Raw genomic sequence first — 22,829 nt, forward strand, 5'->3', positions numbered from 1 at the left:
GTGCCCGGCTGTCCACCGAGACCACCGGGCGGCGCGCGCCGGTCGTCCTGCCGCACGGCGGTCTCGGCCTGCTGGCCCGCTGGCCCGCCTGCTCGCTGACGGCGCGCACCGCTTCGACCGGCCCGGCCGCGCCCGGTCCTGCTCCACGGCCGCACGCGCCGCCCGGCCGTGGGGCAGGGCAGCGTGCGCGGCCGGTCGACCTGGGTGCGCTGTCCGTGGGGAGCCCTGGAGGCGAGCCTCCGACGGGTCGCCGTGTCGATGTCCACGGCGTGGGTGACCTTCGGCCTGTCGGCTCCGTGGTGGCGCTGCCGGATGGTCGTCTGCGCGTGGTGGGGGTCTTGCCCGGCGGGAGCAGGCCGGTGGGATGGTTCGGGAGGTTGGGATCCCAGCCCAGGGGAAAAGCTGGGATCCCAGGCCCCCGAGAGGTCCCAGCCCCGGAGGGTGACGGGCTGGGGCCCCGGGTTCGGCGGGGCGTCAGGCTCTGACCGGGCGGCCGGGGAAGGCCGTCGTGACGATCTCCGCGTCCCTGACCACGAAGTCGCCGGCGACGACGACGTGGACGAAACCGGATGAGCCCCGGGCGGTGTCGGTGTAGGTGGCGCGGTCGGTGACGGTCTCCGGGTCGAAGACGGTGAGGTCGGCGTCGCAGCCCACCTGCACGCGCCCCTTGCGGCGCATCGCCGGCACACCGGAGCCGACGACGTCGGCGGGCACCAGCGTGCAACGCCTGATGGCCTCCTGCAGGCCGAGGACGGCGTTCTCGCGCACGAGGCGGCGCAGCGTGCGCCCGTAGGTGCCGGCCGTACGCGGGTGGGTGACGGCGTCGGGGGCCAGCGGCCAGGCGAGGGGGTCGGGCGCGCCCGAGCGCCACAGCAGCGGCACGGCGTCGGTGGCGACGGCGGCGTCGGCGAAGGCGAGCGCCCGCTGGATGTAGTCGAAGGCGGCCGGGTCGTCCTCGTCGAGGAGGTGGACGAACGCGGCGGCTCCCGGGGTGTCGCGGCGGGCGGCGCGCAGGGCCTCCTCGTCGGCCAGGCGGCCCTCGGCGCCGAGCAGGCCGATGGAGTGGGCGGTCAGCCCGCGCCGGTGCAGGATCTCGGGGGCGAGGAAGGCGGCGCCGACGCCGGTCATGCCGGCGCCGTAGGGGTAGGCCTCGGTGGTGACGCGCGAGCCCTCGGCGCGTACCTTCTCCACGAGGCCGAGCACCCGGTCCACGTGCCGGATGGAGGTGCTGTTGACGTGGCAGTAGTGCATGTGGGCGCCGGTCTCGGCGGCGGCGCGCACCACTTCCTCGGCGCCGTCGATGGGCGTGGTGGGGTCCTGCTCGACGAGTTCGCGGGCGTGGGTGTAGGTCGGAAGGTTGTGGCGGGCGGCCAGCGCGGCCACGGCGAGGTATTCGGAGGGGTCGACGCGCGGGGCGTAGCCGACGAGGACGCCGATGCCGAGCGCGCCGTCGGCGAGGTCGCCTTCCAGCATGGCGAGGATGCGGTCCACGACGGGGCGGGCCGCGGGGCGCTGCCAGTCCTCGTGGCCGATGTAGGCGAGGAACTCCTCGATGTCGCCACCGGCCTCCAGCCCGAGGAGTACGGCCATGCGGGCGATGCCCCAGGAGGTGGCGAAGCCGTAGTTGAGCGGCCGGCCCTGCTGGGCGGCCTTGTGGTAGGCGGCGCCGACGGGGTAGGCGCCGGCTTCGAGTTCGAGCACGGTGGTGACGCCGTCGAGGGCCTGCAGGCGGTGGCCGGCGACGTCCATGGTGTGGCTGTGCAGGTCGATGAAGCCGGGGCAGACGACCAGGCCGCCGAGGTCGACGCGGGTCGTGCCGGTCAGCGGCGTCTGGGAGACGGCGCGGATGACGCCGCCGGTGATGCCGATGTCGCGCACGGCGTCGAGGCCGGTCTCGGGGTCGATGGCCCGGCCGTTGGCGAGGACGAGGTCGTACGCGGTCACGCGGTCTCCTTGGTGCCGAAGGTGAACTGTTCCGGGCGTTGCGGGACGATGACGGCGATCAGCGCGGCCAGCACCGTGGTGGCGATGAGCAGGCCGAAGGCGGCGGTGTAGGAGAACTTGTCGACGAGCAGGCCCATGAGGACGGGGGCCAGCACGCCGGCGACCTGGCCGCCGACGTTGACGACGCCCATGCCGGAGCCGACGACGGAGGGCGGCAGCGCGCGGAACGGCATGCCGAGCACGCCCATGGTGGACAGGCCCGCCACGCCCAGGGCGAGCGTCTGGTAGACGGTGAAGCCGATGGCCGTCTCGGCCTGGAGCATCACCACCAGCAGGAGCGCGGTGAGCAGCAGCAGCGGGATGACGAAGAGCCGGGCGCGGTTGTGGAAGTAGCGGTCGAACAGCCAACCGCCGACGAACGTGGTCGCGCACATGACCAGGCTGGGGACGGCGCTCATGAAACCGGTGCTGATGAGCGAGATGCCGCGTTCCTCCAGCAGGTAGCTGGGAACCCAGGTCATCATCCCGTAGCCGAGCATGTTGGCGGCGCAGAACAGCGCGGCGAACTTCCACACCGACGCCGAGCGCAGCACGAGGGACAGGGGCACGCCCTGCCGCTCGGCGCGGTCGGAGCCGTTGAGGTGGGACGGCAGCGCGGGCGGCAGCATCTTCCACAGCATGAAGCCGATGATCACTCCGGCGACGGCGGTGACCCAGAAGGTGTGCCGCCAGCCGAGCAGGAGGATGAGCGGCGCCACGATGAGCGGGGCCACGCCGGCGCCGAGCTGGTTGGCGGCCAGCATCGACCCGGCGGCGGTGGCGCGGCTCGCGGGGGTGGTGCGTTCCGCCATGGCCTTGAACGAGGCGCCGGGGAACAGTCCCTGGCCGACGCCGAACAACGCCCTGATGACCAGGAGCGCCGCCAGGCCCCAGGCCAGGCCGGTGAGCGCGGTGAAGATCGACCACAGGACGAGGGAGACCATGAGCTGGCGGCGGGCGCCGAAGCGGTCGGCGAGGATGCCGCCGGGCACCTGGCACAGCAGGTACACCAGGGAGAAGACGGTGATGAGCCAGCCTTGCTCGGTCTTGCTGAGGTCGTATTCGGCACCGATGAACGGCAGGGCGACCGCCATCATGACGCGGTCGATGTAGTCGATCACCCACACACCCATGAGCAGGCCGACGGTGAGCGCGGCGGTCTTGCGTACCTGCGTCGACGTCATGGTGGGGGTGGTCTCGGCGAGTCCCATGCCGTTGGTTCCTCCCGGGCCTCGAAATCGCTTTCCGTCACCCTCCGCCTCCCGCGTGCGTTTGTGCTTCGTGCTGAACCACCAAGTCGTCGGCCACGCGCTGTGCTGGCGTACAAACCGTCCGCATCGTGGACGATACGGGGATGGGCTGCTGGACTCCGTAGACTAGGGAGGGTGATTTCCCGTATCGACATGCGCGGTTCCCTGCCGGAGAACCTGCGCGACGTGCTGCCCCGCGCCGAGCTCGACGTCGAGGCCGCCCTGGAGAAGGTGCGGCCCATCTGCGAGGACGTGCGCCATCGTGGGGCGGCGGCCGTACGGGAGCTGACCGCCAGGTTCGACGGTGTCGAGATCGCCTCCACGCGCGTGGCGAAGGAGGAGATCGACCGGGCCCTCGCCGAGCTCGACCCGAGGGTGCGGGCGGCGCTGGAGGAGTCGATCAGGCGGGCCAGGAAGGTCCACCGCGACCAGCGGCGCACCGACACGACCACCGAGGTGGTCCCGGGCGGCACGGTCACCGAGCGCTGGGTGCCGGTCGACCGGGTGGGGCTGTACGTGCCGGGCGGCCGGGCGGTCTATCCGTCGAGCGTGGTCATGAACGTGGTTCCCGCGCAGGAGGCAGGGGTGGCCTCGCTGGCGGTCACCAGCCCGGCGCAGCGTGACTTCGGCGGGCTGCCGCACCCGACGATCCTGGCGGCCTGCGCGCTGCTGGGCGTCGACGAGGTCTACAATGTGGGCGGCGCGCAGGCGGTGGCGATGTTCGCCTACGGCACCGAGGAGTGCGCGCCCGCGACGATGGTGACCGGTCCCGGCAACATCTGGGTGGCGGCGGCCAAGCGGCTGCTGAAGGGCCGCATCGGCATCGACTCCGAGGCGGGCCCGACCGAGATCGCGATCCTGGCCGACTCCACGGCCGACCCGGTGCACGTGGCCGCCGACCTGATCAGCCAGGCCGAGCACGACGTGATCGCCGCCGCCGTGCTGGTCACCGACAGCGTGGAGCTGGCCGCGGCGGTGGAGAAGGAGCTGCCTGGCCAGGTCGAGGCGACCAAGCACAGCGAGCGCATCGCCGAGGCGCTGGGCGGCCGGCAGTCGGGCATCGTGCTGGTGTCGGACGTCGAGGCCGGGCTGAAGGTGGTCGACGCCTACGCGGCCGAGCACCTGGAGATCCACACCGCCGACGCCGCCGCCGTGGCGGCGCGGGTGCGCAACGCGGGGGCCGTCTTCGTGGGCACGTACGCGCCGGTCTCGCTGGGCGACTACCTCGCCGGGTCCAACCACGTGCTGCCGACCGGCGGCTGCGCCTGTCACTCCAGTGGGCTGTCGGTGCAGTCGTTCCTGCGCGGCATCCACGTGGTCGACTACACCAGGCAGGCGCTGGCGGGCGCCGCCGCGCACGTGTCGGTGCTGGCCGACGCCGAAGACCTGCCCGCACACGGCGCGGCGATCCGCGCCCGTTTCGACTGGGAAGTGCCTAACCCGTGAGGCTGGAAGACCTGCCGCTGCGTGACGACCTCCGGGGCAAGACGCCGTACGGCGCGCCCCAGATCGACGTCCCGATCCGGCTCAACACCAACGAGAACCCCTATCCGCCCTCCAAGGCCCTGGTCGACGACCTGGCCGAGGAGGTGCGCAGGAGCGCCTCGACCCTCAACCGCTACCCGGACCGCGACGCCGTGGAGCTGCGCGCGGAGCTGGCCGGATATCTCGGCCACGGGCTGAGCGGCGAGCACGTGTGGGCGGCCAACGGCTCCAACGAGGTGCTCCAGCAGATCCTGCAGGCGTTCGGCGGCCACGGTCGCAGCGCGCTGGGCTTCGAGCCGTCCTACTCGATGCACCCGATCATCACCTCGGGCACGAGCACCGAGTGGGTCGACGGGACACGCGAGGAGGACTTCACGCTCGATCCGGGCAAGGCGGTGGCCGCGATCGAGGAGCACCGCCCCGACATCGTGTTCCTGACCTCGCCGAACAACCCGACGGGCACCTCGCTGCCGCTGTCGGCGATCCGGGCGGTGCTGGAGGCGGCGCCGGGCATGGTGGTCGTGGACGAGGCCTACGCCGAGTTCGCCCGCGAGGGCACGGCGTCGGCGCTGACGCTGCTGCCGGAGTTTCCCCGGCTGATCGTGACGCGGACGATGTCGAAGGCGTTCGCGATGGCCGGGACGCGGGTCGGGTATCTGGCCGCGCATCCGGTGGTGGTGCAGGCGTTGCTGCTGGTCCGCCTGCCGTACCACCTGTCGACGCTGACGCAGGCGGCGGCGCGTACGGCGCTGCGCCACCGCGAGGAGTTGCTCGGCGGGGTGGCGGCGCTGCGGCGCGAGCGTGATGCCACGGTGGCATGGCTGCGCGGTCAGGGGTTGACGGTCGCCGATTCGGACGCCAATTTCGTGTTGTTCGGACGGTTCGCAAATCGTGAGGCGGTGTGGCGGGGGCTCCTGGAGCGGGGAGTGCTCATCCGCGAGGTCGGGCCACCGGAGTGGCTGCGGGTCTCGATCGGCACCGGCGAGGAGATGGCGGCGTTCCGCGCCGCTCTGGAGGGAGTTCTGTGAGCCGTATCGGCCGCGTGGAGAGGGCCACCAAGGAGACGACGGTGCTGGTCGAGGTGGACCTCGACGGCACGGGTCAGGTCGAGGTGTCCACCGGGGTGGGTTTCTACGACCACATGCTCAACCAGCTGGGCAAGCACGGGTTGTTCGACCTGACCGTCAAGACCGAGGGCGACCTCCACATCGACTCCCACCACACGATCGAGGACACGGCGCTGGCTCTGGGCGCGGCGTTCCGGCAGGCGTTGGGCGACAAGTCGGGCATCCGGCGGTTCGGCAGTGCGTCGTGCCCGCTGGACGAGTCGCTGGCCAACGTCACGGTCGATCTGTCCGGCCGGCCGTACCTGGTGCACTCCGAGCCGGAGGGCATGGCGCCGATGATCGGCCCCGAGTACGACACGACGATGACCCGGCACATCCTGGAGTCGTTCGTGGCGCAGGCGGCGATCTGCCTGCACGTGCACGTCCCCTACGGCCGCAACGCCCACCACATCGTGGAGGCGCAGTTCAAGGCGCTGGCCCGCGCGCTGCGCGAGGCGAGCGAGCGTGACCCGCGCGCCAGCGGGGTGCCGTCCACCAAGGGTGTCCTATGAGCGAGAACATGATCGCTTATGCGATGGTGTTCATCGGGCTGTTCCTGTTCGGCGGGGTGTTCTCGCTGGTCAAGCAGGGGCTGAAGCTCGGTGCGGTGTTCTGCGCCCTCGGCGGCGTCATGGCGATCACGGCGGGGGTGCTGTGGTGGTGAGCAGGAACGTCGTGGTGCTCGACTACGGCTCCGGCAACCTGCGCTCCGCCGAGCGCGCGCTGGCCAGGACCGGTGCCCGGGTGACGGTGACCGCCGACTACGACGCGGCGCTGAACGCCGAAGGGCTGGTCGTGCCCGGCGTGGGCGCGTTCGCGGCGTGCATGGCCGGGCTCAAGGGCGTGCGCGGTGACGAGATCGTCGGGCGCAGGCTCGCCGGCGGCCGTCCGGTGCTGGGCATCTGCGTCGGCATGCAGGTGCTGTTCGCGCGGGGTGTCGAGCACGGCGTGGAGACCGAGGGCTGCGGCGAGTGGCCGGGCACGGTCGAGCGGCTGGAGGCGCCGGTTCTGCCGCACATGGGCTGGAACACCGTCAAGGTGCCCGACGGCAGCGTGCTGTTCGCCGGGGTCGAGGAGGAGCGCTTCTACTTCGTGCACTCCTACGGCGTGCGCGAGTGGGAACTGGTGCCCGGAGACGGCTTCGGCCACCCGCTGGTCACCTGGGCCGAGCACGGCGTGCCGTTCGTGGCCGCCGTGGAGAACGGGCCGCTCATGGCCGCCCAGTTCCACCCGGAGAAGTCCGGGGACGCGGGAGCCGCCCTGCTGAAGAACTGGGTCGGCACCCTGTGAACACGCGGTGAGCAAGGAACGTGCGCGGCGGCGCGCCGTGCGCGAGGCCGAGCGCGCGCAGGCGATGCGGCGCAACGAGGTGCGGCAGGCGCGTGTGGCGCGCCGCCGTGCCCGCCTGCTGCGGCTGGTTCCCCGGCCGGTGCGCTTCGCCCGCCAGGGCGGGCTGCTGGCCCGCCGCCACCGCGTCCAGAACGCCGTCGTGGCCGGCGTCTTCCTGCTCGTGCAGCTGCTGGTGTGGCTGATCTGGCGGGCGCCGGCGGTGAGTTTCGGGGTGCTCGTCTTCTCGGTGTTGTTCGTCCCTGTCTTCGTGACCCTTGCCTTCAACCGGAGGATCTGAATGTCGCTTGTGTTGCTCCCGGCCGTGGACGTGGTGGACGGCCAGGCCGTACGCCTGGTCCAGGGTGAGGCGGGAACCGAAACCGGCTACGGCGACCCGCTCGCCGCCGCGCTGGCCTGGCAGGAGGCGGGCGCGGAGTGGATCCACCTGGTGGATCTCGACGCCGCCTTCGGCCGGGGCAGCAACCACGCGCAGATCGCCGAGGTCATCGCCCGGCTGGAGGTGAACGTGGAGCTGTCCGGCGGCATCCGCGACGACGACTCGCTGACGGCTGCGCTGGCCAGCGGCTGCCGCCGGGTCAACATCGGCACCGCGGCGCTGGAGAACCCGGAGTGGTGCCGGAAGATCATCGCCGAGCACGGCGACAAGATCGCGGTCGGCCTTGACGTGCGCGGCACCACGATCGCCACCCGGGGTTGGACGCACGAGGCCGGCGACCTGTGGCAGACGCTCGAACGGCTGGAGGCCGACGGCTGCCCGCGTTACGTGGTCACCGACGTGACCAAGGACGGCACGCTGCGCGGCCCGAACCTGGAGCTGCTGCGCGAGTTCTGCTCGCGCACCGAGCGGCCGGTCGTGGCCAGCGGCGGCGTCTCCAGCCTCGATGACCTGGTGGCGTTGTCCGGCCTGGTGGCGCAGGGTCTGGAGGGCGCCATCGTGGGCAGGGCGCTCTACGCTCGGGCGTTCACGCTGGAGAACGCGCTGGATGCGGTCCGCGTTTAGTTCGTTGGGAGGGGGCGTGATGGGCAGCGTGAGCATGGAAAGAACCGGGACGAGGGTGTTCTCGGGCGGAGTCTGGGAGGAGCGCTACGGCTACGCGAGAGCCGTCGTCGTAGGCGACCGGGTGGTCGTCTCCGGCTGCACGGCCACCGTCGACGGCGAGGTCCAGCACGTCGGCGATCCCTACTGGCAGAGCATGACGGCGATGGGCATCGCCCTGGAGGCGGTCGAGGCGGGCGGGCTGACCCGCGACGACGTCGTCATGGTCCGGTACTACGTCGTCGAGCATCGCCACTTCGACCAGGTCGGATCCGCGATCGCCGAGGTGTTCGGCCGGGTGCGGCCGGCGTGCACGGGCGTGCGGGTGGCCGGTCTGGTCGACCCGCGGATGCTGATCGAGATCGAGATCGAGGCGCAGAGAGCATGACGGTCGCGATACGAGTCATCCCGTGTCTGGACGTGGACGCGGGACGCGTGGTCAAGGGCGTCAACTTCGAGAACCTGCGCGACGCGGGCGACCCTGTCGAGCTGGCGCGGCGCTACGACGCGGAGTGCGCCGACGAGCTCACCTTCCTCGACATCACCGCCTCCTCGGGTGAGCGGGAGACGATGCTCGACGTGGTCCGCAGGACCGCCGAGCAGGTGTTCATCCCGCTGACCGTGGGTGGCGGCATCCGCGCGGTCGAGGACGTCAACCGGCTGCTGCGGGCGGGCGCGGACAAGGTGTCGCTGAACACCGCCGCCATCGCCCGTCCCGAACTGCTGACGGAGTGCTCGCGCCGCTTCGGCGCGCAGTGCGTGGTGCTGTCGGTGGACGCGCGGCGTGCTCCCGGTACGGCCAGCGGCTTCGAGGTCACCACCCACGGCGGCCGCAAGGGCACCGGGATCGACGCCGTCGAGTGGGCGGCCCGCGGCGAGGAACTGGGCGTGGGCGAGATCCTGCTCAACTCGATGGACGGCGACGGCACCCTGGACGGCTACGACCTGGAGATGATCCGGGCCGTGCGAGCCGCGGTCCGGGTCCCGGTGATCGCCAGCGGCGGCGCGGGCCGGCTGGAGCACTTCCCTCCGGCGGTCGCGGAGGGCGCCGACGCGGTGCTGGCGGCCTCGGTGTTCCACTTCGGCACGCTGAAGATCTCCGAGGTCAAGGACACTCTCCGGACGGCGGGATACCCTGTCCGGGGATAAAGGGCGGTATGACCGCTAACAATCCGGTGGTGGCGGCGTTCGTCGCCGCCATCAACGAAGGCGACAGGGCGGCGTTCGAGGCCCTTCTGGCCCCGGACGCCACCATGTCCGACGACGGCTCCGAGCGCGACCTCGGCCAGTGGACCGAGCGGGAGATCTTCTCGGCCGCGGGCCGTTTCACCGTCGAGTCGCAGGAGCCGGACGGGCTGTCGATGCTCGCCCGGTTCCGCAACGACACGTGGGGCGAGATGAAGACCCGCTGGCGCTTCGTCCTCACCCCGGACGGCTCGAAGATCCAGCGCTTCGAGACCGGACAGGCCTAGAGAGCACGCGCGGGTCCGGAGGACCCGCTTGTGGCGCGAAGGTACATGCGGGGCCGAAACCCGCTTGAAGGCGTGCGGGTCTAGAAGGCTCGCATGTGGTTGTAGAGCTCGAAGGCGGCGTCGTGTTCGCCGAACGCCGCCGCCTCCGAGCGCTTGACCGTCAGGTACGCGCGGGCGCGCAGCTCGCCCAGGGCGGTCATCAGCACCTGGTCGGCCTCCAGCGCGTCCAGCGCCTCGGTCAGCGAGGCGGGCAGGCGCGGGTAGCGGCCCGGCTCGGTGTCGGGGTCGACGGTGACCGGCTCGCCCGGGTCGAGCTTGCGCCGGATGCCGTCCAGTCCGGCGTGGATGACCGCGCCCAGCGACAGGTACGGATTGGCCGAGGAGTCCGAGGGCTTCAGCTCCAGGTTGGTCTCGCCGCCGGCGCCCAGCGGGGAGCACACGCGGACCGCCGCCTCGCGGTTGTCCGGGCCGTGGACGGCGTAGCCGCTCGACCACATGCGCGGGCCCAGGCGGCGGAAGCTGTTGACGCTGCCGCAGGTGAGCGCGGTCAGGGCGGGCAGGTGGGCAAGCAGGCCGCCGACGAACCAGCCGCGCACGTCGTCGTCGGCGAAGAGGTTGCGGCCCTCGCGCCACAGTGACAGGTGCAGGTGGGCGCCGTTTCCGGCCTGTTCGGCCAGGGGTTTCGGGGCCAGGGAGGCCCACATGCCCATGCGGACTGCCACGCCGCGCACGGTCTCGCGGTAGATGACGTGGTTGTCGGCCGCGCGCAGGGCGGGAGCGTGGCGGATGGACAGTTCTTGCTGGCCGGGGCCGAGCTCCGGGTGGTAGTGCTCGACCTGGAGCCCCTGCTTCTCGAGGGCGTGGATCAGGCGCATCGTGTAGTCGTGGGCGGTGTCGAAGCCGGTGGCGGCGTAGCAGAGCGTGTCGTCGAGGGGGACGAGCCGGTCGGGTCCGCCGCCGGGGCCGGGCTGGCGGTGGCCGAGCGTGAACTCCGGCTCGAAGGCGGCCACCAGCGTGTAGCCCGCACGGTCGAGGGTGGCCACGGCGTCCTTGAGAAAGGTGCGCGGGCAGGCGTCCCACGGACTGCCGTCGGCCTGGCGCTGGTCCGCCATCATCGCGGCGGCGCCGGGCGCGTAAGGCAGCGGCACGAAGGTCGCGGGGTCAGGCACGAGCCTGACCTCGCCGACGGGTCCCAGCTGCTCGACCTCCTGGAGCTGGTCGAGCATGTTCATCGCCATCATGGCCACCGTGTGCCCGATTCCCGTTTCCAGCCGCTCGGCCAGCAGTGACCGCGACGCCGCCTTGCCACGGATGACGCCTCCGTGGTCGGCGTAGAGGAACCGGATCAGCTCGATCCCATCGATCTCCGCGCGTTCCAGAATGCGGTTGACGGCGGGATCAGGCTGATGGACCCTGGTGACGCTCTGACGATCTTCCATCCTGTCTGCGTAGCACGAACCGGCAGCTCAAGGAAGCGACTTCCGCAGACGAAGACGTTTCTCAGTTCAGAACGTTGGTGAAGAACACGGCCAGTTGGTTCGCTCCATTGACGATTCCGTCGAACACGCCGTTCACGGCGGCGGCGGCTTGGGCCGGCCGGGTGAACAAGTAGAAGATCACGAACGCCACCGCGACGTATGTGACCACCTTCTTGACCTGCATGGGGGGCCTCCTGCAGTCCATTCCCAGCCGTATATACCCGGATCTGGGCGATCACTGGCATCTTCTGTGAAGATGTTCTTGATCATAACCGGGGGGCGTCTTTCCTACGTCATGGTACGGGCTTTGTCGCCCCGGGGTGCGCCTGCCACGCCGTAATTCCGAGTCGTGAGACGGAGTCCCAGGTAGAGGGGCAGGGCGATGGGGGAGAGCAGGATCGTGAGGAACAGCACCGGGGCCATCAGCAGGGGGTGCAGGCCCCGTTCGCGGCTGTCGAGATAGATCCAGCGGCCCACGAAAAGATCCCAGGCGATGATCTGGGCCCACAGCGCGGCCAGCGCCTCCGGCGAGGCGACCAGGGCCTGGAGCCCGGCCAGGGTGGGCCGTGTCACCACGGGCCAGAACGCGCCCAGCAGGGGCAGCAGCAGGACCAGGTTGACCGCCGCCGCGGGCAGGACGATCAGGGGCGAGGCCGCCACCGCCCGGGTCACCCGCCACGCCGGCGCCACGATCATCAGGGCCCAGAACGGCGCGGCCGCCACGAAGCTGAGCGTGAACAGGGTCTCGGTCATCGGGAGTTCTCCAGGGTGGGCAGGCGCAGCGAGGCGAGGGCGGCGGACAGGACGGCCACGGCCAGGGCGGCGGCGACGGCCAGGGTGAGGGCGTCGGGGCTGACGATCGACTGGCCGCGCAGCGCCTGCCAGGTCAGCAGCGCCAGCAGGGCCGTGTAGCCGGCGCCGCCGACGGCGATCAGGCGCAGCCGTACCGTGTCGTGGAGTTTGCGGGTCAGGGGCGCGAGCAGGGGGAGGATCTGCAGGGCGTGCATGCCGACGAAATGGGGCACGCGCAGGTCGCCGGCCAGGGTGTTCCAGCCGAGCACGGGCAGGCCGGCGCCGCCGTCGGCCATGCCGACGCTGTGGGCGCCCATGAGGTTGCCCTCCTGGTCCTCGCCGGGGAACGCCATCAGGCCGCCCAGTGCCAGGCCGATCGTGGAGACGATCAGGCCGGCGCCGATCGCCCAGGCCAGCGGCCGGTCGGAGGGGCGATCGAGCAGGACCGCGACGGCGGCGGCGATGTTGGCCAGCAGGAGTACGGCGATGGTGACGCCCATGCCGACCCACAGGGTGAAGTCGAGCGGGGTGGCGACGTTGAAGTGGCTGTGCGTGACCCGGGACGCCTGCACGACGATGACCGCCACCTCGGCGGCACCGGTGACGGCCAGGATCGTCCCGGCCCGGTGGCCCCAGCGGCCCTTGCCCTTCCGTAAGGACAGGAGCCAGGCCCAGGTGAAGGAGTAGATGGTGAAGGAGACGGCGAACTTCAGCGGCTTGGCCCACAGGGGCATGCCGTCGAGCGTGCGGTCGTCGATGAGCAGGGCGGCGCCGGTGACGAGCGAGAGCGCGGCCATCGCCAGGCCGAAGATCACGAGTGGGCGGTGCATGGAAGGTCCCCCGGTGCGAGTGGATAGTGATGCTTTCTACTATCTATAGCTAAGCTATCCAACATTGGCAAGGGGAGGATAGAGACGTGCGGATGGCAGAGCTGAGCGAGACGGCCGGGGTCCCCGTGGCGACGATCAAGTACTACATGCGGGAGGGGCTGCTGGAGCCCGGCCGTCCGGTCGGCCGTAACCAGGCCGAATACGGGCCGGCGCACGTCAAGCGGCTACGCCTGGTGCGCGCGCTCGTCGAGTACGGCGGGCTCGGCATCGCCGCCATCCGCGACCTCGCCGCCCACCTCGACAACCCGCGCGTCCCCCTGTTCGACCTGATGGGGGAGGCGCAGAAGACCGTCACCACCCACGACAACCCCCGCCCGGGACCTCATCGCGACAAGGCGGAGCGGATCGTGGCCGAATTGCTGGAGCGCAAGGGGTGGCAGGACGCCGGCGGCAACCCCGCCATCGGCACCCTGGTGGGCGTGCTGGCCGCGCTGGACGAACTCGGCCGCCAGGACATGGTGGCCGCGCTCGGCGACTACGCCGACGCCGCCGAGCGCATCGCCGAGGTGGACATGCGGGTGATGGGCGACGTCGAGGACCGCGAGCAGGCGGTCGAGATCGTCGCGCTCGGCACCCGCCTGGGCGACGCCATCGTGGGCGCCCTGCGGCGGGTGGCCCAGGAGCACATGTCGTCCAAGAAGGCCCCGGACTCCTAGACGCCCAGGGAGGCGTTGAGGAGGCGGGCCACGGCGTCCTCGTCGCCGGTGAGGTCCACGCGGGCGTGCTGCTGGCGGCCGAAGCAGAACAGCAGCAGGTCGCCCGCCCGCCCGGTCACCTCGACCTTGGGCCCTTCCTGCGCCCCGCCCAGCGCGACGCCCCCGCCCAGCCGGTGCAGCACCACGCCCACGGGCGACTTGCGCAGCATGAGGCGGGCCCCCATGGCCAGCCGCTTCCAGATGAGGCGCTCGAAGTCGTCGGACAGCGGCCGCGGCTCCCATCCGGGCCGGGCCCGCCGGACGTCCTCGTGATGGACGAAGAACTCCAGCGTGTTGACCGCCTCGTCCAGGAACGGCAGCAGCCCGTAGAAGCCGCCGGGTTTGCGGACCATCCCGACCAGCTCGGGGAAGGGATGCTTGGCCTTCAGCCCGTTCTGCACCGAGGCGGTGTGTCCGGCCAGCGGCCTGAGCGCGATGCCGGCCGCGGCGTCCGGGCGGCGTTCCCGCAGAACCAGGTGCGCGGCCAGGTCGTAGGTCGTCCACCCGGTGCACAGGGTGGGCGCGTCGGGGCCGGTCTGGTCGAGCAGATCGCAGATCGCAGAGCGTTCGGCACGGGCGTGAGTCACGAGGCCCAGCCTACCTGTGGGAATAACGGGGTGATCAGCCGTGATAGTCACTATGTAGAAATATCCCCGTTGGGAAGGAATCCCCCCGAGTGGCGAGCAAGGTCACCTCGGCCGTGATGCGTCAAGGACTGGGCGTCCTTGGGGTGGCCATCCGCACGGAGAAGGCGGTGTTCGCGATCGCCGTGCTGGCCAGCGGCCTGTACGGCGGCATGACCGTGGCCTCGGCGTGGGCCCTGGGCTGGGCGACGGAGAACGCCGTCCTGCCCGCCTTCGAGAAGGGCGACATCACCTCAGGGGTGCTCTGGTCGGCCACCCTGCTGATCATGGGCACCGCGCTGCTCAAGTCGATCGGCGTGGCGGGCCGGCGCATCTTCGCCGGTGTCGTCCAGTACCGCATGCAGGCGCGCTCGCGCCGCGACGTCACCAAGCAGTACCTGCGGCTGCCGCTGTCCTGGCATCACCAGCACCCCACCGGCCAGCTGCTGTCGAACGCCAGCGCCGACGCCGAGGCGGCCTGGGCGCCGCTGGCCCCGCTGCCGATGGCGGTGGGCGTGATCGTCATGCTGTTCACGGCCGCGATCGCCATGCTGTTCACCGACCCGGCCCTGGCGCTGGTCGGTTTCCTGATTTTTCCGGCGATAGCCGTACTGAATCTGATTTATCAGCGCAAGCTCAGCCCGCTCGCGACCCGCGCCCAGCAACTGCGCGCCGAGGTCAGCGAGATCGCGCACGAGAGCTTCGACGGCGCCCTCGTCGTCAAGACGCTCGGCCGCGAGGCGCTGGAGACCGAGCGCTTCCAGCGGCGCGCGCACGAGCTGCGCGACGCCAACATCGCGGTCGGGCGGGTGCGCGGCCTGTTCGACCCCATGCTGGAGGCGCTGCCGACGCTCGGCGTGCTCGTCGTGCTGGCCGTGGGCGCGATGCGGCTGTCGTCCGGCTCGATCAACTCGGGTGAGCTGGTGCAGGTGGCCTACCTGTTCACGTTGCTGTCCTTCCCGATCAGGGCGCTCGGCTGGGTGCTGGCGGAACTGCCCCGCAGCGTGGTCGGCTGGACGCGAGTGCAGGCCGTGCTCGACGCGAGCGGTTCCATGGAGTACGGCTCCGCCGAACCCGCCGGCACGCGGCCCGCCTCCCTCCAGGTCGACGACGTCTCCTACGCCTACGGCGACAGCGAGGTGCTGCACGGGGTGAGCTTCGACGTGGCGGCCGGCCGTACCGTGGCGCTGGTGGGACCCACCGGGTCGGGCAAGTCCACGCTCACCCAGCTGCTGGTGCGGCTGGTGGACCCGGGCGACGGCGCGGTCAGGCTCGACGGCGAGGACCTGCGCGAGCTCGCCTACGGCGCGATCGCCCGCTCGGCGGCGCTGGTGCCGCAGCAGACGTTCCTGTTCGACGACACCGTGCGCGGCAACGTCGCACTCGGCCTGGAGGTCACCGACGAGGAGGTGTGGGCGGCGCTGCGGCTGGCGCAGGCGGACGGCTTCGTCGCGCGGCTGCCGGACGGCCTGGAGACCCGCGTCGGCGAGCGCGGCACCACCCTCTCCGGCGGCCAGCGCCAGCGGATCGCGCTGGCCCGCGCGATCGTGCGCGGGCCGCGCCTGCTGATTCTCGACGACGCGACCTCCAGCGTGGACCCGCAGGTCGAGGCCAAGATCCTGTACGGCCTGCGCGACTCCGCCGAGTCCTCCACCACCGTCGTGGTCGCCTACCGGATGGCCACGATCGCCCTGGCCGACGAGGTGGTCTTCCTGGAGCGCGGTCGCGTCGGGGACCGGGGCACCCACGAGGAGCTCCTGGCCCGCAGCGAGGGCTACCGCAACCTCGTGACCGCCTACGAGCGCGAGGAGTCCGAGCGCGCGGCGATCGAAGCCGGCGAACAAGAAGGGGTGAGCGCCTGATGGCTCTGCGGGGAGTGGAGCGCACGGCGCTGGCCACGGTACGGCGGGGGCTGTCCCTGACGCCCGAGTTCCGCAACGGCCTGATCGGCACGATGGCCCTGGCCGTCGTCGCCACCGTCGGCAAGATCATCGTGCCGATCGCGGTGCAGCAGACGATCGACACCGGCCTCAAGGGCGGCAAGCCCGATCTTTCGTACATCTTCGGGGCGGTGGCGCTCTGCGCCGTCGCGGTCATCCTGACGGCCCTGGCCGGCTACCTGATGAACGTCCGCCTCTACAAGTCCACCGAGTCGTCCCTGGCGACGCTGCGCGTACGCGGGTTCCGGCACGTGCACGACCTGTCGGTCCTCACCCAGAACACCGAACGCCGCGGCGCCCTGGTCTCCCGCGTCACCAACGACGTCGACCAGATCAGCACCTTCATGCAGTGGGGCGGCCTGATGATCATCGTGGCGCTCGGGCAGCTGCTCGTGGCCACGGTGCTCATGTTCATCTACTCCTGGCAGCTCACCCTCCTGGTGTGGATCTGCTTCATCCCGCTGATGATCGCCCTGCCGCGCTTCCAGCGGCTGCTGTCGCGGGCGTACACCGTCGTGCGCGAACGCACCGGCGACATGCTCGCCGCCGTCAGCGAGTCCGTGGTCGGCGCCGCCGTGATCCGCGCCCACGCCGCCGAGAACCGCACCGCCGAGCGTGTCGACACCAGCGTGGACGCCAACCGCTCCGCCCAGATCCGGGCCCAGACGATCGTCGGATTCGTCTTCCCGCTGACGGAGATCGTCGCCGCCCTGGCCGTCGCCGGGATCGTCCTGCTCGGCGTCCAGCTCGGCCTGTCCGGCGGCATCTCGGCCGGCAAGCTCGTCGCCTTCCTGTTCCTCGTCACCCTGTTCGTCTCGCCGCTCCAGATCGCCACCGAGGTGCTCAACGAGGCCCAGAACGCCGTCGCCGGCTGGCGGCGTATCCTCGGCGTCCTCGACACCCCGCCCGACGTGGCCGACCCGGGCGAGAAGGGCGCGGAGCTGCCCCGCGGCCCCATCTCCGTCAAGTTCGAAGACGTGCACTTCGCCTACCCCGGCGGCGAGCCCGTCCTGCGCGAGGTCACCGTGGAGATCCCGCCGCGCTCGCGCGTGGCGATCGTGGGGGAGACCGGCTCGGGCAAGACGACGTTCGCCAAGCTCCTGACCCGCCTCATGGACCCCGCCGCGGGCCGCGTCACCATCGACGGCCACGACCTGCGCGACATCCGCTTCTCGTCGTTGCGCGAGCGCATCGTGATGGTGCCGCAGGACGGCTTCCTGTTCGACGGCACACTCGCCGACAACATCCGGTACGGCCGGCCGTCCGCGACCGACGCCGAGATCGCCCTCGCGCTGACCGAGCTCGGCCTGGCCGACTGGGTGGACGGCCTGCCCGCCGCCCTCGACACCCCCGTCGGGCAGCGCGGCGAGTCGCTGTCGGCCGGCGAACGCCAGCTCGTCGCCCTCGCCCGCGCCTATCTCGCCGACCCCGACCTCCTCCTGCTCGACGAGGCCACCTCCGCCGTCGACCCCGCCACCGAGGTACGGCTGGCCCGCGCCCTGGAGGGCGTCACCAGGGGCCGCACGGCCATCTCCATCGCCCACCGGCTGTCCACGGCGGAGAACGCGGACGAGGTGCTGGTGTTCGACGGGGGCCGGCTGGTGCAGAGGGGCGCGCACGACGACCTGGTCGGCGAGGAGGGCGTCTACGCCGGCCTCCACGCCTCCTGGATCTCCGCCGCCCACTCCTGACCCGGCGCGGGAGGCGGGGAGCGGGGGAAGAAGCAGGGGGCGGGGCTGGTTGAATGGCGGCATGTCCCTGGAACCCGACATCGCCGCGCGCCTCAAGCGCGGCTCCGACGGGCTGGTGCCCGCGATCGTCCAGCAGTACGACTCCGGCGAGGTGCTCATGCTCGCCTGGATGGACGACGAGGCGCTGCATCGCACGCTCACCACCGGCCGCGCCACCTACTGGTCGCGCAGCCGGCGGGAGTACTGGGTGAAGGGGAACACCTCCGGTCACGTCCAGCACGTGAAGGCGGTCGCGCTCGACTGCGACGGTGACACGGTCCTGCTCAAGGTGGACCAGGTGGGCGCCGCCTGCCACACGGGCGACCGCACCTGCTTCGACGCGGACGCGCTGCTGCCGTGAACAGGGAGACGTGGGTCTGGGCGGCGGCCACCGCGGCGGGCAGCCTGCTGGTGCTGCTGGCGGCGGGCCGCGTCTGGGTGCGCGCCGCGGGCACGGCCACGGGAACGGGCGGGGTCACCGCCGCCGGGACGGGCGGCGACCTGAGCGGCGGCCTGACCGCGGTGGGGCTGGCGGCGCTGGCCGGTGTGGTGGCGGTGCTGGCGACCAAGGGAGTGATGCGCCGCGTGGTGGGCGCGCTGCTGGGGTTGTGCGGCGCGGGCCTCGGATGGATCACGTTCTCGGCGCTGTCGCCGGGGTCGATCGCCGGGTGGGCCCGGAACGTCCCGGCGCTTCATGGGGTGACGGAGCCGGCGTACACGATCGAGATGGCCTGGCCGGTGGTGGCGGGCGTCGGCGCGGCGCTGGTGCTGGTGGGGGGCGTGATGGCGGTGGTACGCGGCGGGCGCTGGACGGCCATGTCCGCCCGCTACGAGCGGCGGCCGGCGGGGCAGCGGCCTGCGGACGACCGTTCGATGTGGGACGCTCTGGACAGAGGCGACGATCCCACGAGCTGAGTCCCGAAATATCCGGGGCTCTCGGGTGTTGATCGAGGTTCCTGACCTACGCTTCCGTGCAAGGGGCCACGATGACGAAGGGCGCGGCAGCATGACCTACGGCAACCAGGACGGCAGCGGCGGTTACGGCGCGCAGCCGCCCGGCGGGGGATACGGCCAGCAGCCGGGCAGCGGCGGCGGCTACGAGCAGCAGCCGGGCAGCGGCGGCGGTTACGGCCAGCAGCCCGGCAGCGGCGGGGGATACGGCCAGCAGCCGGGTAGTGGCGGCGGTTACGGCCAGCAGCCGGGTAGTGGCGGTGGCTACGGCCAGCAGCCCGGCAGCGGTGGCGGTTACGGCCAGCCCCAGCCGGGCAGCGGCGGTTACGGCCAGCCGGATCCCTACGCGCAGCAACAGCCCGGCTACGGCTACGGCCAGCCCTCCGGCGGCTACGGCCAGGCCCAGGAGGCCTACGCCCAGCAGCCCGTCTACGCCCAGCCCGCCTACGGCCAGCCGGCCGCCTACGGCAAACCTCCGGGCCAGACGAACGGCATGGCCATCACCTCGCTGATCCTCGGCATCGTCGGCCTGTTCCTGTGCGGCCTGACCAGCATCCCGGGCGCGATCTGCGGCCACGTCGCGCTGGCCCAGGTGAAGCGCAACGGCGGTGAGGGGCACGGTCTGGCCGTGGCCGGACTGATCACCTCCTACCTGACGATCGTGGCATGGGTGATCGGCTGGCTGGTGTTCGGCGGCTTCATCCTGGCGATGTTCGGACTGGCGAGCGCGGCGGGCACGAGCTACTGACATCGTCCTTGCGGTCAGGTCACAAATCATCCTAATGACGGATAATTCCCCATGTGGGGCGTGGTAGGTCGCTATGCTGCGGCGGGCAACTCGCCACAAGCACCACACGAGGAGTCTCCAGTCATGAGCTACGGAAACCAGGGCGGCAGCGGCGGTTACGGTGCCCAGCCCCCCGGTGGGGGATACGGCCAGCAGCCGCCGAGCGGCGGCGGCTATGGCCAGCAGCCTCCCGGCGGAGGCTACGGCGCGCAGCCTCCGAGCGGCGGGGGCTACGGCGAGCAGCCTCCCGGGGGCGGCGGTTACGGTCAGCAACCCCCGAGTGGCGGCGGCTACGGCCAGCCCGGCGGCTACGGGGGCGGGCAGACGCCGCCGGACAACCACCTGGTGGCGGCGATCCTGACCACGATCTTCTGCTGCCTTCCTCTGGGCATCGTCTCGATCGTGAAGTCGTCGCAGGTCAACTCCAAGTGGCAGGCGGGTGACTACCAGGGCGCGATGCTGGCCTCCGAGGAGGCGAAGACCTGGTGGAAGCGCTCGCTGATCGGCGGCATCATCTACTACGTGCTGCTCATCATCGGCCTGATCATCTACTTCGTGATCATCGCGGCCGCCGTGTCCAGCAGCTACTCGTCGTACTAAAGGCGATACTTGACCTCATGAGCGTTGCGAACCTCGAGCGGCGGGCCGCGGACCGGTGGAAGGCCGTGCTCCCGCCGCTCGGCGTCGCCGCGGGCACGGCGGCGGTCTTCGCCTTCGTCGGCGCGGTCGACCCGAACGAGCCGGGGCACTATCCGACGTGCCCGTTCCTGTGGCTGACCGAGCAGGCGTTCGGCACGGGGCTGTTCTGTCCCGGCTGCGGGACACTGCGGACCATCCACGCGCTGGCCCACCTCGACCCGGTGGCCGCGCTGGGGCTCAACCCGCTCGCCGTCGCGGTCGTGCCGTTCCTGTTGTTCTGGTGGGGCCGGTGGCTGGTGCGGTCGTGGAAGGGGTCACCCCGGCGGACGACCCTCGCCCATCCGGGCTACATCTGGGCCTTCCTCGCGGTCGTGATCGTCTATTGGGTCGTGCGAAATCTTCCGTTTGGGGCTTTTTTGGCTCCGTAGGCGGGCCCCGATGGTGAGGTGAGCGCGACCGGGCCGATACCATCGCAAGTGCAGGCCGGGAGCGGACGCGAAGCGAACTCTCAGCCGCCCCCAACACTGCCGACCGGAGGGACCCCAGCGCGTGAGTGTGCTCGACGACATCCTCGACGGGGTGCGAGCGGACCTGGCCACACGACAGCAGGCCGTGTCGCTTGACGAGCTCAAGGAACGGGCAGGGCGGGCTCCCACCCCCAGAGACGCCTATGCGGCACTCGGCGGCGACAGGGTGTCGGTGATCGCCGAGGTCAAGCGGTCAAGCCCGTCCAAGGGCGCGCTGGCCGCGATCGCCGACCCGGCCGCGCTCGCCGCCGACTACGAAGCGGGCGGCGCGCACGTCATCAGCGTGCTGACCGAACAGCGCCGCTTCGGCGGCAGCCTCGACGACCTGGCCGCCGTGCGCGCCCGGGTCGACATCCCGATCCTGCGCAAAGACTTCATCCTCACCGCGTACCAGTTGTGGGAGGCCAGGGCCTACGGCGCCGACCTGGCGCTGCTCATGGTCGTCTCCTTGGAGCAGGAGGCGCTGGTGTCGCTGATCGAGCGGGCCGACTCGATCGGGCTCGCGCCGCTGGTCGAGGTCCACACCGTGGAGGAGACCGAGCGCGCGATCGCGGCCGGGGCCAGGATCATCGGGATCAACGCCCGCGACCTGAAGACGCTGGAGGTCGACCGCGACGTCTTCAGCAAGATCGCGCCGATGATCCCCGACGACATCATCAAGATCGCCGAATCCGGGGTGCGCGGCCCGCACGACCTGCTCGCCTACGCGCGCGGCGGCGCCGATGCCGTCCTCGTGGGTGAGAGCCTGGTCACCGGCAAGGACCCGCGCAAGGCCGTGGAGGCGCTCGTGACCGCCGGCGCCCACCCCGCGACGCGCCCCGACCACGGATCAGAGGGATAGCAGTGGCACAAGACGGCTCCATCCTCACGGCCGCCGACCTGGCCGGCAACGGCGCCTACGGCGACGACCCCGACGTGCACGGCAAGTTCGGCATCTTCGGCGGCCGCTACGTGCCCGAGGCGCTCATCCCGGCGCTCGACGAGGTGGCCTCGGTCTACGAGACGGCCAAGAACGACGTGGGGTTCCTGCGCGAGTTCGACCACCTGCTGCGCACGTACGCGGGCCGGCCCACCACGCTGACCGAGGTCCCGCGCTTCGGCGAGCAGGCCGGCGGCGCCCGGATCGTCCTCAAGCGCGAGGACCTGACCCACACCGGCGCCCACAAGATCAACAACGTGCTGGGCCAGGCGCTGCTCACCAAGCGCCTGGGCAAGAAGCGGGTCATCGCCGAGACCGGAGCGGGCCAGCACGGCGTGGCCACCGCCACCGCCGCGGCCCTGCTCGGCCTGGAGTGCGTCATCTACATGGGCGCCGTCGACTGCGAGCGCCAGGCGCTCAACGTGGCCAGGATGAAGCTGCTCGGCGCCACCGTGGTCCCGGTGACCAACGGCTCGCAGACGCTGAAGGACGCCATCAACGAGGCCTTCCGCGACTGGGTCACGAACGTCGACACCACCCACTACCTCTTCGGCACCGTCGCGGGCCCGCACCCCTTCCCCGAGATCGTGCGCGACTTCGCCCGCATCATCGGCGTGGAGGCGCGCCGCCAGATGCTGGAGCTGACCGGCGCCCTGCCGGACGCCGTCTGCGCCGCCGTCGGCGGCGGCAGCAACGCCATCGGCATCTTCCACGCCTTCATCGGCGACAAGGACGTCGCGCTCCACGGTTACGAGGCGGGCGGCCACGGCCTGGCCAGCGGCGAGCACGCGCTCACCCTGACCGCCGGCTCGGTCGGCGTCCTGCACGGCTCGCGCACCTACGTGCTGCAGGACGACGAGGGTCAGACGATCGAGTCCCACTCGATCTCCGCCGGTCTCGACTACCCGGGCGTCGGCCCGGAGCACGCCTGGCTGAAGGACAGCGGCCGCGCCACCTACCACGGCATCACCGACGCCGAGGCCATGGAGGCGTTCTCGCTGCTGGCCAGGACCGAGGGCATCATCCCGGCGATCGAGTCCTCCCACGCGCTCGCCGGAGCGCTCAAGCTCGGCCGTGAGCTGGGCCCGGAGGCGACCATCCTGGTCAACCTCTCCGGGCGCGGCGACAAGGACATGGGCACCGCCATGAAGTACTTCAACCTCTAGGGTTCACGAT

27 protein-coding genes are annotated in these 22,829 nt (G+C 71.4%); 20 read left to right on the forward strand and 7 right to left on the reverse strand.

The window, feature by feature from the left end; translation table 11 throughout:
• Positions 1-474: 474 nt before the first annotated feature.
• Together ACIBHY_RS02910 and ACIBHY_RS02915 are read right to left on the reverse strand one after the other, a co-directional pair.
• Entirely contained in the window at positions 475-1,944 is a 1,470-nt protein-coding gene (locus ACIBHY_RS02910; protein ID WP_397246255.1) for an amidohydrolase family protein, read from the reverse strand.
• Positions 1,941-3,194, reverse strand: coding sequence for an MFS transporter (locus ACIBHY_RS02915; RefSeq protein ID WP_397305757.1), 1,254 nt, complete (start codon positions 3,192-3,194; stop codon positions 1,941-1,943). Before ACIBHY_RS02915 ends, ACIBHY_RS02910 begins: the two co-directional genes overlap by 4 nt.
• A gap of 174 nt (positions 3,195-3,368) precedes the next feature.
• Between ACIBHY_RS02915 and hisD the strand changes: the two genes are divergently transcribed.
• From hisD to ACIBHY_RS02965, 10 genes are read left to right on the forward strand one after another with little or no spacing between them, the layout of a single operon-like run.
• Positions 3,369-4,679, forward strand: a complete 1,311-nt coding sequence (gene hisD, locus ACIBHY_RS02920; RefSeq protein ID WP_397305759.1) for a histidinol dehydrogenase — start codon at positions 3,369-3,371, stop codon at positions 4,677-4,679.
• On the forward strand, positions 4,676-5,746 hold the full coding sequence (locus tag ACIBHY_RS02925; protein ID WP_397246262.1) for a histidinol-phosphate transaminase: 1,071 nt from the start codon (positions 4,676-4,678) through the stop codon (positions 5,744-5,746). The genes hisD and ACIBHY_RS02925 overlap by 4 nt, the downstream gene beginning before the upstream one ends.
• Entirely contained in the window at positions 5,743-6,336 is a 594-nt protein-coding gene (gene hisB, locus ACIBHY_RS02930) for an imidazoleglycerol-phosphate dehydratase HisB (protein ID WP_397246264.1), read from the forward strand. The genes ACIBHY_RS02925 and hisB overlap by 4 nt, the downstream gene beginning before the upstream one ends.
• A complete protein-coding gene (locus tag ACIBHY_RS02935) occupies positions 6,333-6,488 on the forward strand; it encodes a hypothetical protein (RefSeq protein WP_379624051.1) in 156 nt (51 codons plus the stop codon). Before hisB ends, ACIBHY_RS02935 begins: the two co-directional genes overlap by 4 nt.
• Complete coding sequence (hisH, locus tag ACIBHY_RS02940) at positions 6,485-7,114, forward strand: imidazole glycerol phosphate synthase subunit HisH (protein ID WP_397305760.1); 630 nt, start codon at positions 6,485-6,487, stop codon at positions 7,112-7,114. Before ACIBHY_RS02935 ends, hisH begins: the two co-directional genes overlap by 4 nt.
• Before the next feature lie 7 nt (positions 7,115-7,121).
• Positions 7,122-7,451: a hypothetical protein gene (locus tag ACIBHY_RS02945; RefSeq protein ID WP_397305761.1), complete on the forward strand. Its 330-nt coding sequence runs from the start codon at positions 7,122-7,124 to the stop codon at positions 7,449-7,451.
• Complete coding sequence (gene priA, locus ACIBHY_RS02950; RefSeq protein ID WP_397305762.1) at positions 7,452-8,174, forward strand: bifunctional 1-(5-phosphoribosyl)-5-((5-phosphoribosylamino)methylideneamino)imidazole-4-carboxamide isomerase/phosphoribosylanthranilate isomerase PriA; 723 nt, start codon at positions 7,452-7,454, stop codon at positions 8,172-8,174.
• Between the two features lie 34 nt (positions 8,175-8,208).
• The gene (locus ACIBHY_RS02955; RefSeq protein WP_397246783.1) at positions 8,209-8,598 is read left to right on the forward strand and encodes a Rid family hydrolase; all 390 of its coding nucleotides are present in this window, start codon (positions 8,209-8,211) and stop codon (positions 8,596-8,598) included.
• Complete coding sequence (gene hisF / locus ACIBHY_RS02960) at positions 8,595-9,359, forward strand: imidazole glycerol phosphate synthase subunit HisF (protein WP_397305763.1); 765 nt, start codon at positions 8,595-8,597, stop codon at positions 9,357-9,359. The genes ACIBHY_RS02955 and hisF overlap by 4 nt, the downstream gene beginning before the upstream one ends.
• Before the next feature lie 8 nt (positions 9,360-9,367).
• On the forward strand, positions 9,368-9,682 hold the full coding sequence (locus tag ACIBHY_RS02965; RefSeq protein ID WP_397246274.1) for a nuclear transport factor 2 family protein: 315 nt from the start codon (positions 9,368-9,370) through the stop codon (positions 9,680-9,682).
• A gap of 80 nt (positions 9,683-9,762) precedes the next feature.
• Here the strand turns inward: ACIBHY_RS02965 and ACIBHY_RS02970 are convergent, their stop codons facing one another.
• From ACIBHY_RS02970 to ACIBHY_RS02985, 4 genes are all read right to left on the reverse strand, one after another.
• Entirely contained in the window at positions 9,763-11,121 is a 1,359-nt protein-coding gene (locus tag ACIBHY_RS02970) for a glutamine synthetase family protein (protein ID WP_397305764.1), read from the reverse strand.
• 61 nt (positions 11,122-11,182) lie between these two features.
• Positions 11,183-11,344, reverse strand: a complete 162-nt coding sequence (locus ACIBHY_RS02975; protein WP_184960810.1) for a hypothetical protein — start codon at positions 11,342-11,344, stop codon at positions 11,183-11,185.
• Between the two features lie 104 nt (positions 11,345-11,448).
• Positions 11,449-11,913: an ABA4-like family protein gene (locus tag ACIBHY_RS02980; RefSeq protein WP_397305765.1), complete on the reverse strand. Its 465-nt coding sequence runs from the start codon at positions 11,911-11,913 to the stop codon at positions 11,449-11,451.
• Entirely contained in the window at positions 11,910-12,782 is an 873-nt protein-coding gene (locus tag ACIBHY_RS02985; RefSeq protein WP_397246282.1) for a hypothetical protein, read from the reverse strand. Before ACIBHY_RS02985 ends, ACIBHY_RS02980 begins: the two co-directional genes overlap by 4 nt.
• 92 nt (positions 12,783-12,874) lie before the next feature.
• On the opposite strand from ACIBHY_RS02985, the gene ACIBHY_RS02990 reads away from it, so the two are divergent.
• Positions 12,875-13,498, forward strand: a complete 624-nt coding sequence (locus ACIBHY_RS02990) for a MerR family transcriptional regulator (protein ID WP_397305766.1) — start codon at positions 12,875-12,877, stop codon at positions 13,496-13,498.
• Here ACIBHY_RS02990 and ACIBHY_RS02995 read toward each other — a convergent pair.
• Positions 13,495-14,124, reverse strand: a complete 630-nt coding sequence (locus ACIBHY_RS02995) for a TIGR03085 family metal-binding protein (RefSeq protein WP_397246286.1) — start codon at positions 14,122-14,124, stop codon at positions 13,495-13,497. The two genes, ACIBHY_RS02990 and ACIBHY_RS02995, sit on opposite strands and share 4 nt — an antisense overlap.
• 116 nt (positions 14,125-14,240) lie before the next feature.
• Here ACIBHY_RS02995 and ACIBHY_RS03000 point away from each other — a divergent pair, with 116 nt between their 5' ends.
• From ACIBHY_RS03000 to trpB, 9 genes are all read left to right on the forward strand, one after another.
• Positions 14,241-16,022 (forward strand): ABC transporter ATP-binding protein, encoded by a 1,782-nt coding sequence (locus tag ACIBHY_RS03000; protein ID WP_397246785.1) that lies wholly within the window; start codon positions 14,241-14,243, stop codon positions 16,020-16,022.
• The gene (locus ACIBHY_RS03005; protein WP_397305767.1) at positions 16,022-17,791 is read left to right on the forward strand and encodes an ABC transporter ATP-binding protein; all 1,770 of its coding nucleotides are present in this window, start codon (positions 16,022-16,024) and stop codon (positions 17,789-17,791) included. Before ACIBHY_RS03000 ends, ACIBHY_RS03005 begins: the two co-directional genes overlap by 1 nt.
• Positions 17,792-17,852: 61 nt before the next feature.
• Positions 17,853-18,191: a phosphoribosyl-AMP cyclohydrolase gene (gene hisI / locus ACIBHY_RS03010; RefSeq protein ID WP_397246292.1), complete on the forward strand. Its 339-nt coding sequence runs from the start codon at positions 17,853-17,855 to the stop codon at positions 18,189-18,191.
• Complete coding sequence (locus ACIBHY_RS03015; RefSeq protein ID WP_397305768.1) at positions 18,188-18,745, forward strand: Trp biosynthesis-associated membrane protein; 558 nt, start codon at positions 18,188-18,190, stop codon at positions 18,743-18,745. Before hisI ends, ACIBHY_RS03015 begins: the two co-directional genes overlap by 4 nt.
• A 91-nt stretch (positions 18,746-18,836) precedes the next feature.
• Positions 18,837-19,529 carry a DUF4190 domain-containing protein gene (locus tag ACIBHY_RS03020; RefSeq protein ID WP_397246296.1) on the forward strand — a complete coding sequence of 231 codons (693 nt, stop codon included), beginning with the start codon at positions 18,837-18,839 and terminating at the stop codon, positions 19,527-19,529.
• A 123-nt stretch (positions 19,530-19,652) separates the two neighbouring features.
• Positions 19,653-20,168, forward strand: coding sequence for a CD225/dispanin family protein (locus ACIBHY_RS03025; RefSeq protein ID WP_379624081.1), 516 nt, complete (start codon positions 19,653-19,655; stop codon positions 20,166-20,168).
• Between the two features lie 17 nt (positions 20,169-20,185).
• The gene (locus tag ACIBHY_RS03030; RefSeq protein ID WP_184960825.1) at positions 20,186-20,635 is read left to right on the forward strand and encodes a DUF2752 domain-containing protein; all 450 of its coding nucleotides are present in this window, start codon (positions 20,186-20,188) and stop codon (positions 20,633-20,635) included.
• 121 nt (positions 20,636-20,756) lie between these two features.
• Positions 20,757-21,575: an indole-3-glycerol phosphate synthase TrpC gene (gene trpC / locus ACIBHY_RS03035; protein WP_397246299.1), complete on the forward strand. Its 819-nt coding sequence runs from the start codon at positions 20,757-20,759 to the stop codon at positions 21,573-21,575.
• Between the two features lie 38 nt (positions 21,576-21,613).
• Complete coding sequence (gene trpB / locus ACIBHY_RS03040; protein ID WP_397246787.1) at positions 21,614-22,819, forward strand: tryptophan synthase subunit beta; 1,206 nt, start codon at positions 21,614-21,616, stop codon at positions 22,817-22,819.
• The last annotated feature ends 10 nt before the right edge of the window (positions 22,820-22,829 follow it).

Source organism: Nonomuraea sp. NPDC050547 (genome assembly GCF_044457345.1).
GTDB lineage: Bacteria > Actinomycetota > Actinomycetes > Streptosporangiales > Streptosporangiaceae > Nonomuraea.

Excerpts from the sequence above, each read along its gene's own strand:
- ACIBHY_RS02935 (WP_379624051.1), top strand. The coding sequence starts at position 6,333 with ATGAGCGAGAACATGATCGCTTATGCGATGGTGTTCATCGGGCTGTTC.
- hisF (WP_397305763.1), top strand. The coding sequence starts at position 8,595 with ATGACGGTCGCGATACGAGTCATCCCGTGTCTGGACGTGGACGCGGGA.
- hisI (WP_397246292.1), top strand. The coding sequence starts at position 17,853 with ATGTCCCTGGAACCCGACATCGCCGCGCGCCTCAAGCGCGGCTCCGAC.
- ACIBHY_RS03005 (WP_397305767.1), top strand. The coding sequence starts at position 16,022 with ATGGCTCTGCGGGGAGTGGAGCGCACGGCGCTGGCCACGGTACGGCGG.
- ACIBHY_RS02915 (WP_397305757.1), bottom strand. The coding sequence starts at position 3,194 with ATGGGACTCGCCGAGACCACCCCCACCATGACGTCGACGCAGGTACGC.
- ACIBHY_RS02965 (WP_397246274.1), top strand. The coding sequence starts at position 9,368 with ATGACCGCTAACAATCCGGTGGTGGCGGCGTTCGTCGCCGCCATCAAC.
- ACIBHY_RS03030 (WP_184960825.1), top strand. The coding sequence starts at position 20,186 with ATGAGCGTTGCGAACCTCGAGCGGCGGGCCGCGGACCGGTGGAAGGCC.
- ACIBHY_RS03020 (WP_397246296.1), top strand. The coding sequence starts at position 18,837 with ATGACCTACGGCAACCAGGACGGCAGCGGCGGTTACGGCGCGCAGCCG.
- ACIBHY_RS02955 (WP_397246783.1), top strand. The coding sequence starts at position 8,209 with ATGGAAAGAACCGGGACGAGGGTGTTCTCGGGCGGAGTCTGGGAGGAG.
- ACIBHY_RS03000 (WP_397246785.1), top strand. The coding sequence starts at position 14,241 with ATGCGTCAAGGACTGGGCGTCCTTGGGGTGGCCATCCGCACGGAGAAG.
- ACIBHY_RS02975 (WP_184960810.1), bottom strand. The coding sequence starts at position 11,344 with ATGCAGGTCAAGAAGGTGGTCACATACGTCGCGGTGGCGTTCGTGATC.
- ACIBHY_RS02990 (WP_397305766.1), top strand. The coding sequence starts at position 12,875 with ATGGCAGAGCTGAGCGAGACGGCCGGGGTCCCCGTGGCGACGATCAAG.
- ACIBHY_RS02985 (WP_397246282.1), bottom strand. The coding sequence starts at position 12,782 with ATGCACCGCCCACTCGTGATCTTCGGCCTGGCGATGGCCGCGCTCTCG.
- ACIBHY_RS02980 (WP_397305765.1), bottom strand. The coding sequence starts at position 11,913 with ATGACCGAGACCCTGTTCACGCTCAGCTTCGTGGCGGCCGCGCCGTTC.
- ACIBHY_RS02970 (WP_397305764.1), bottom strand. The coding sequence starts at position 11,121 with ATGGAAGATCGTCAGAGCGTCACCAGGGTCCATCAGCCTGATCCCGCC.
- ACIBHY_RS03025 (WP_379624081.1), top strand. The coding sequence starts at position 19,653 with ATGAGCTACGGAAACCAGGGCGGCAGCGGCGGTTACGGTGCCCAGCCC.
- priA (WP_397305762.1), top strand. The coding sequence starts at position 7,452 with ATGTCGCTTGTGTTGCTCCCGGCCGTGGACGTGGTGGACGGCCAGGCC.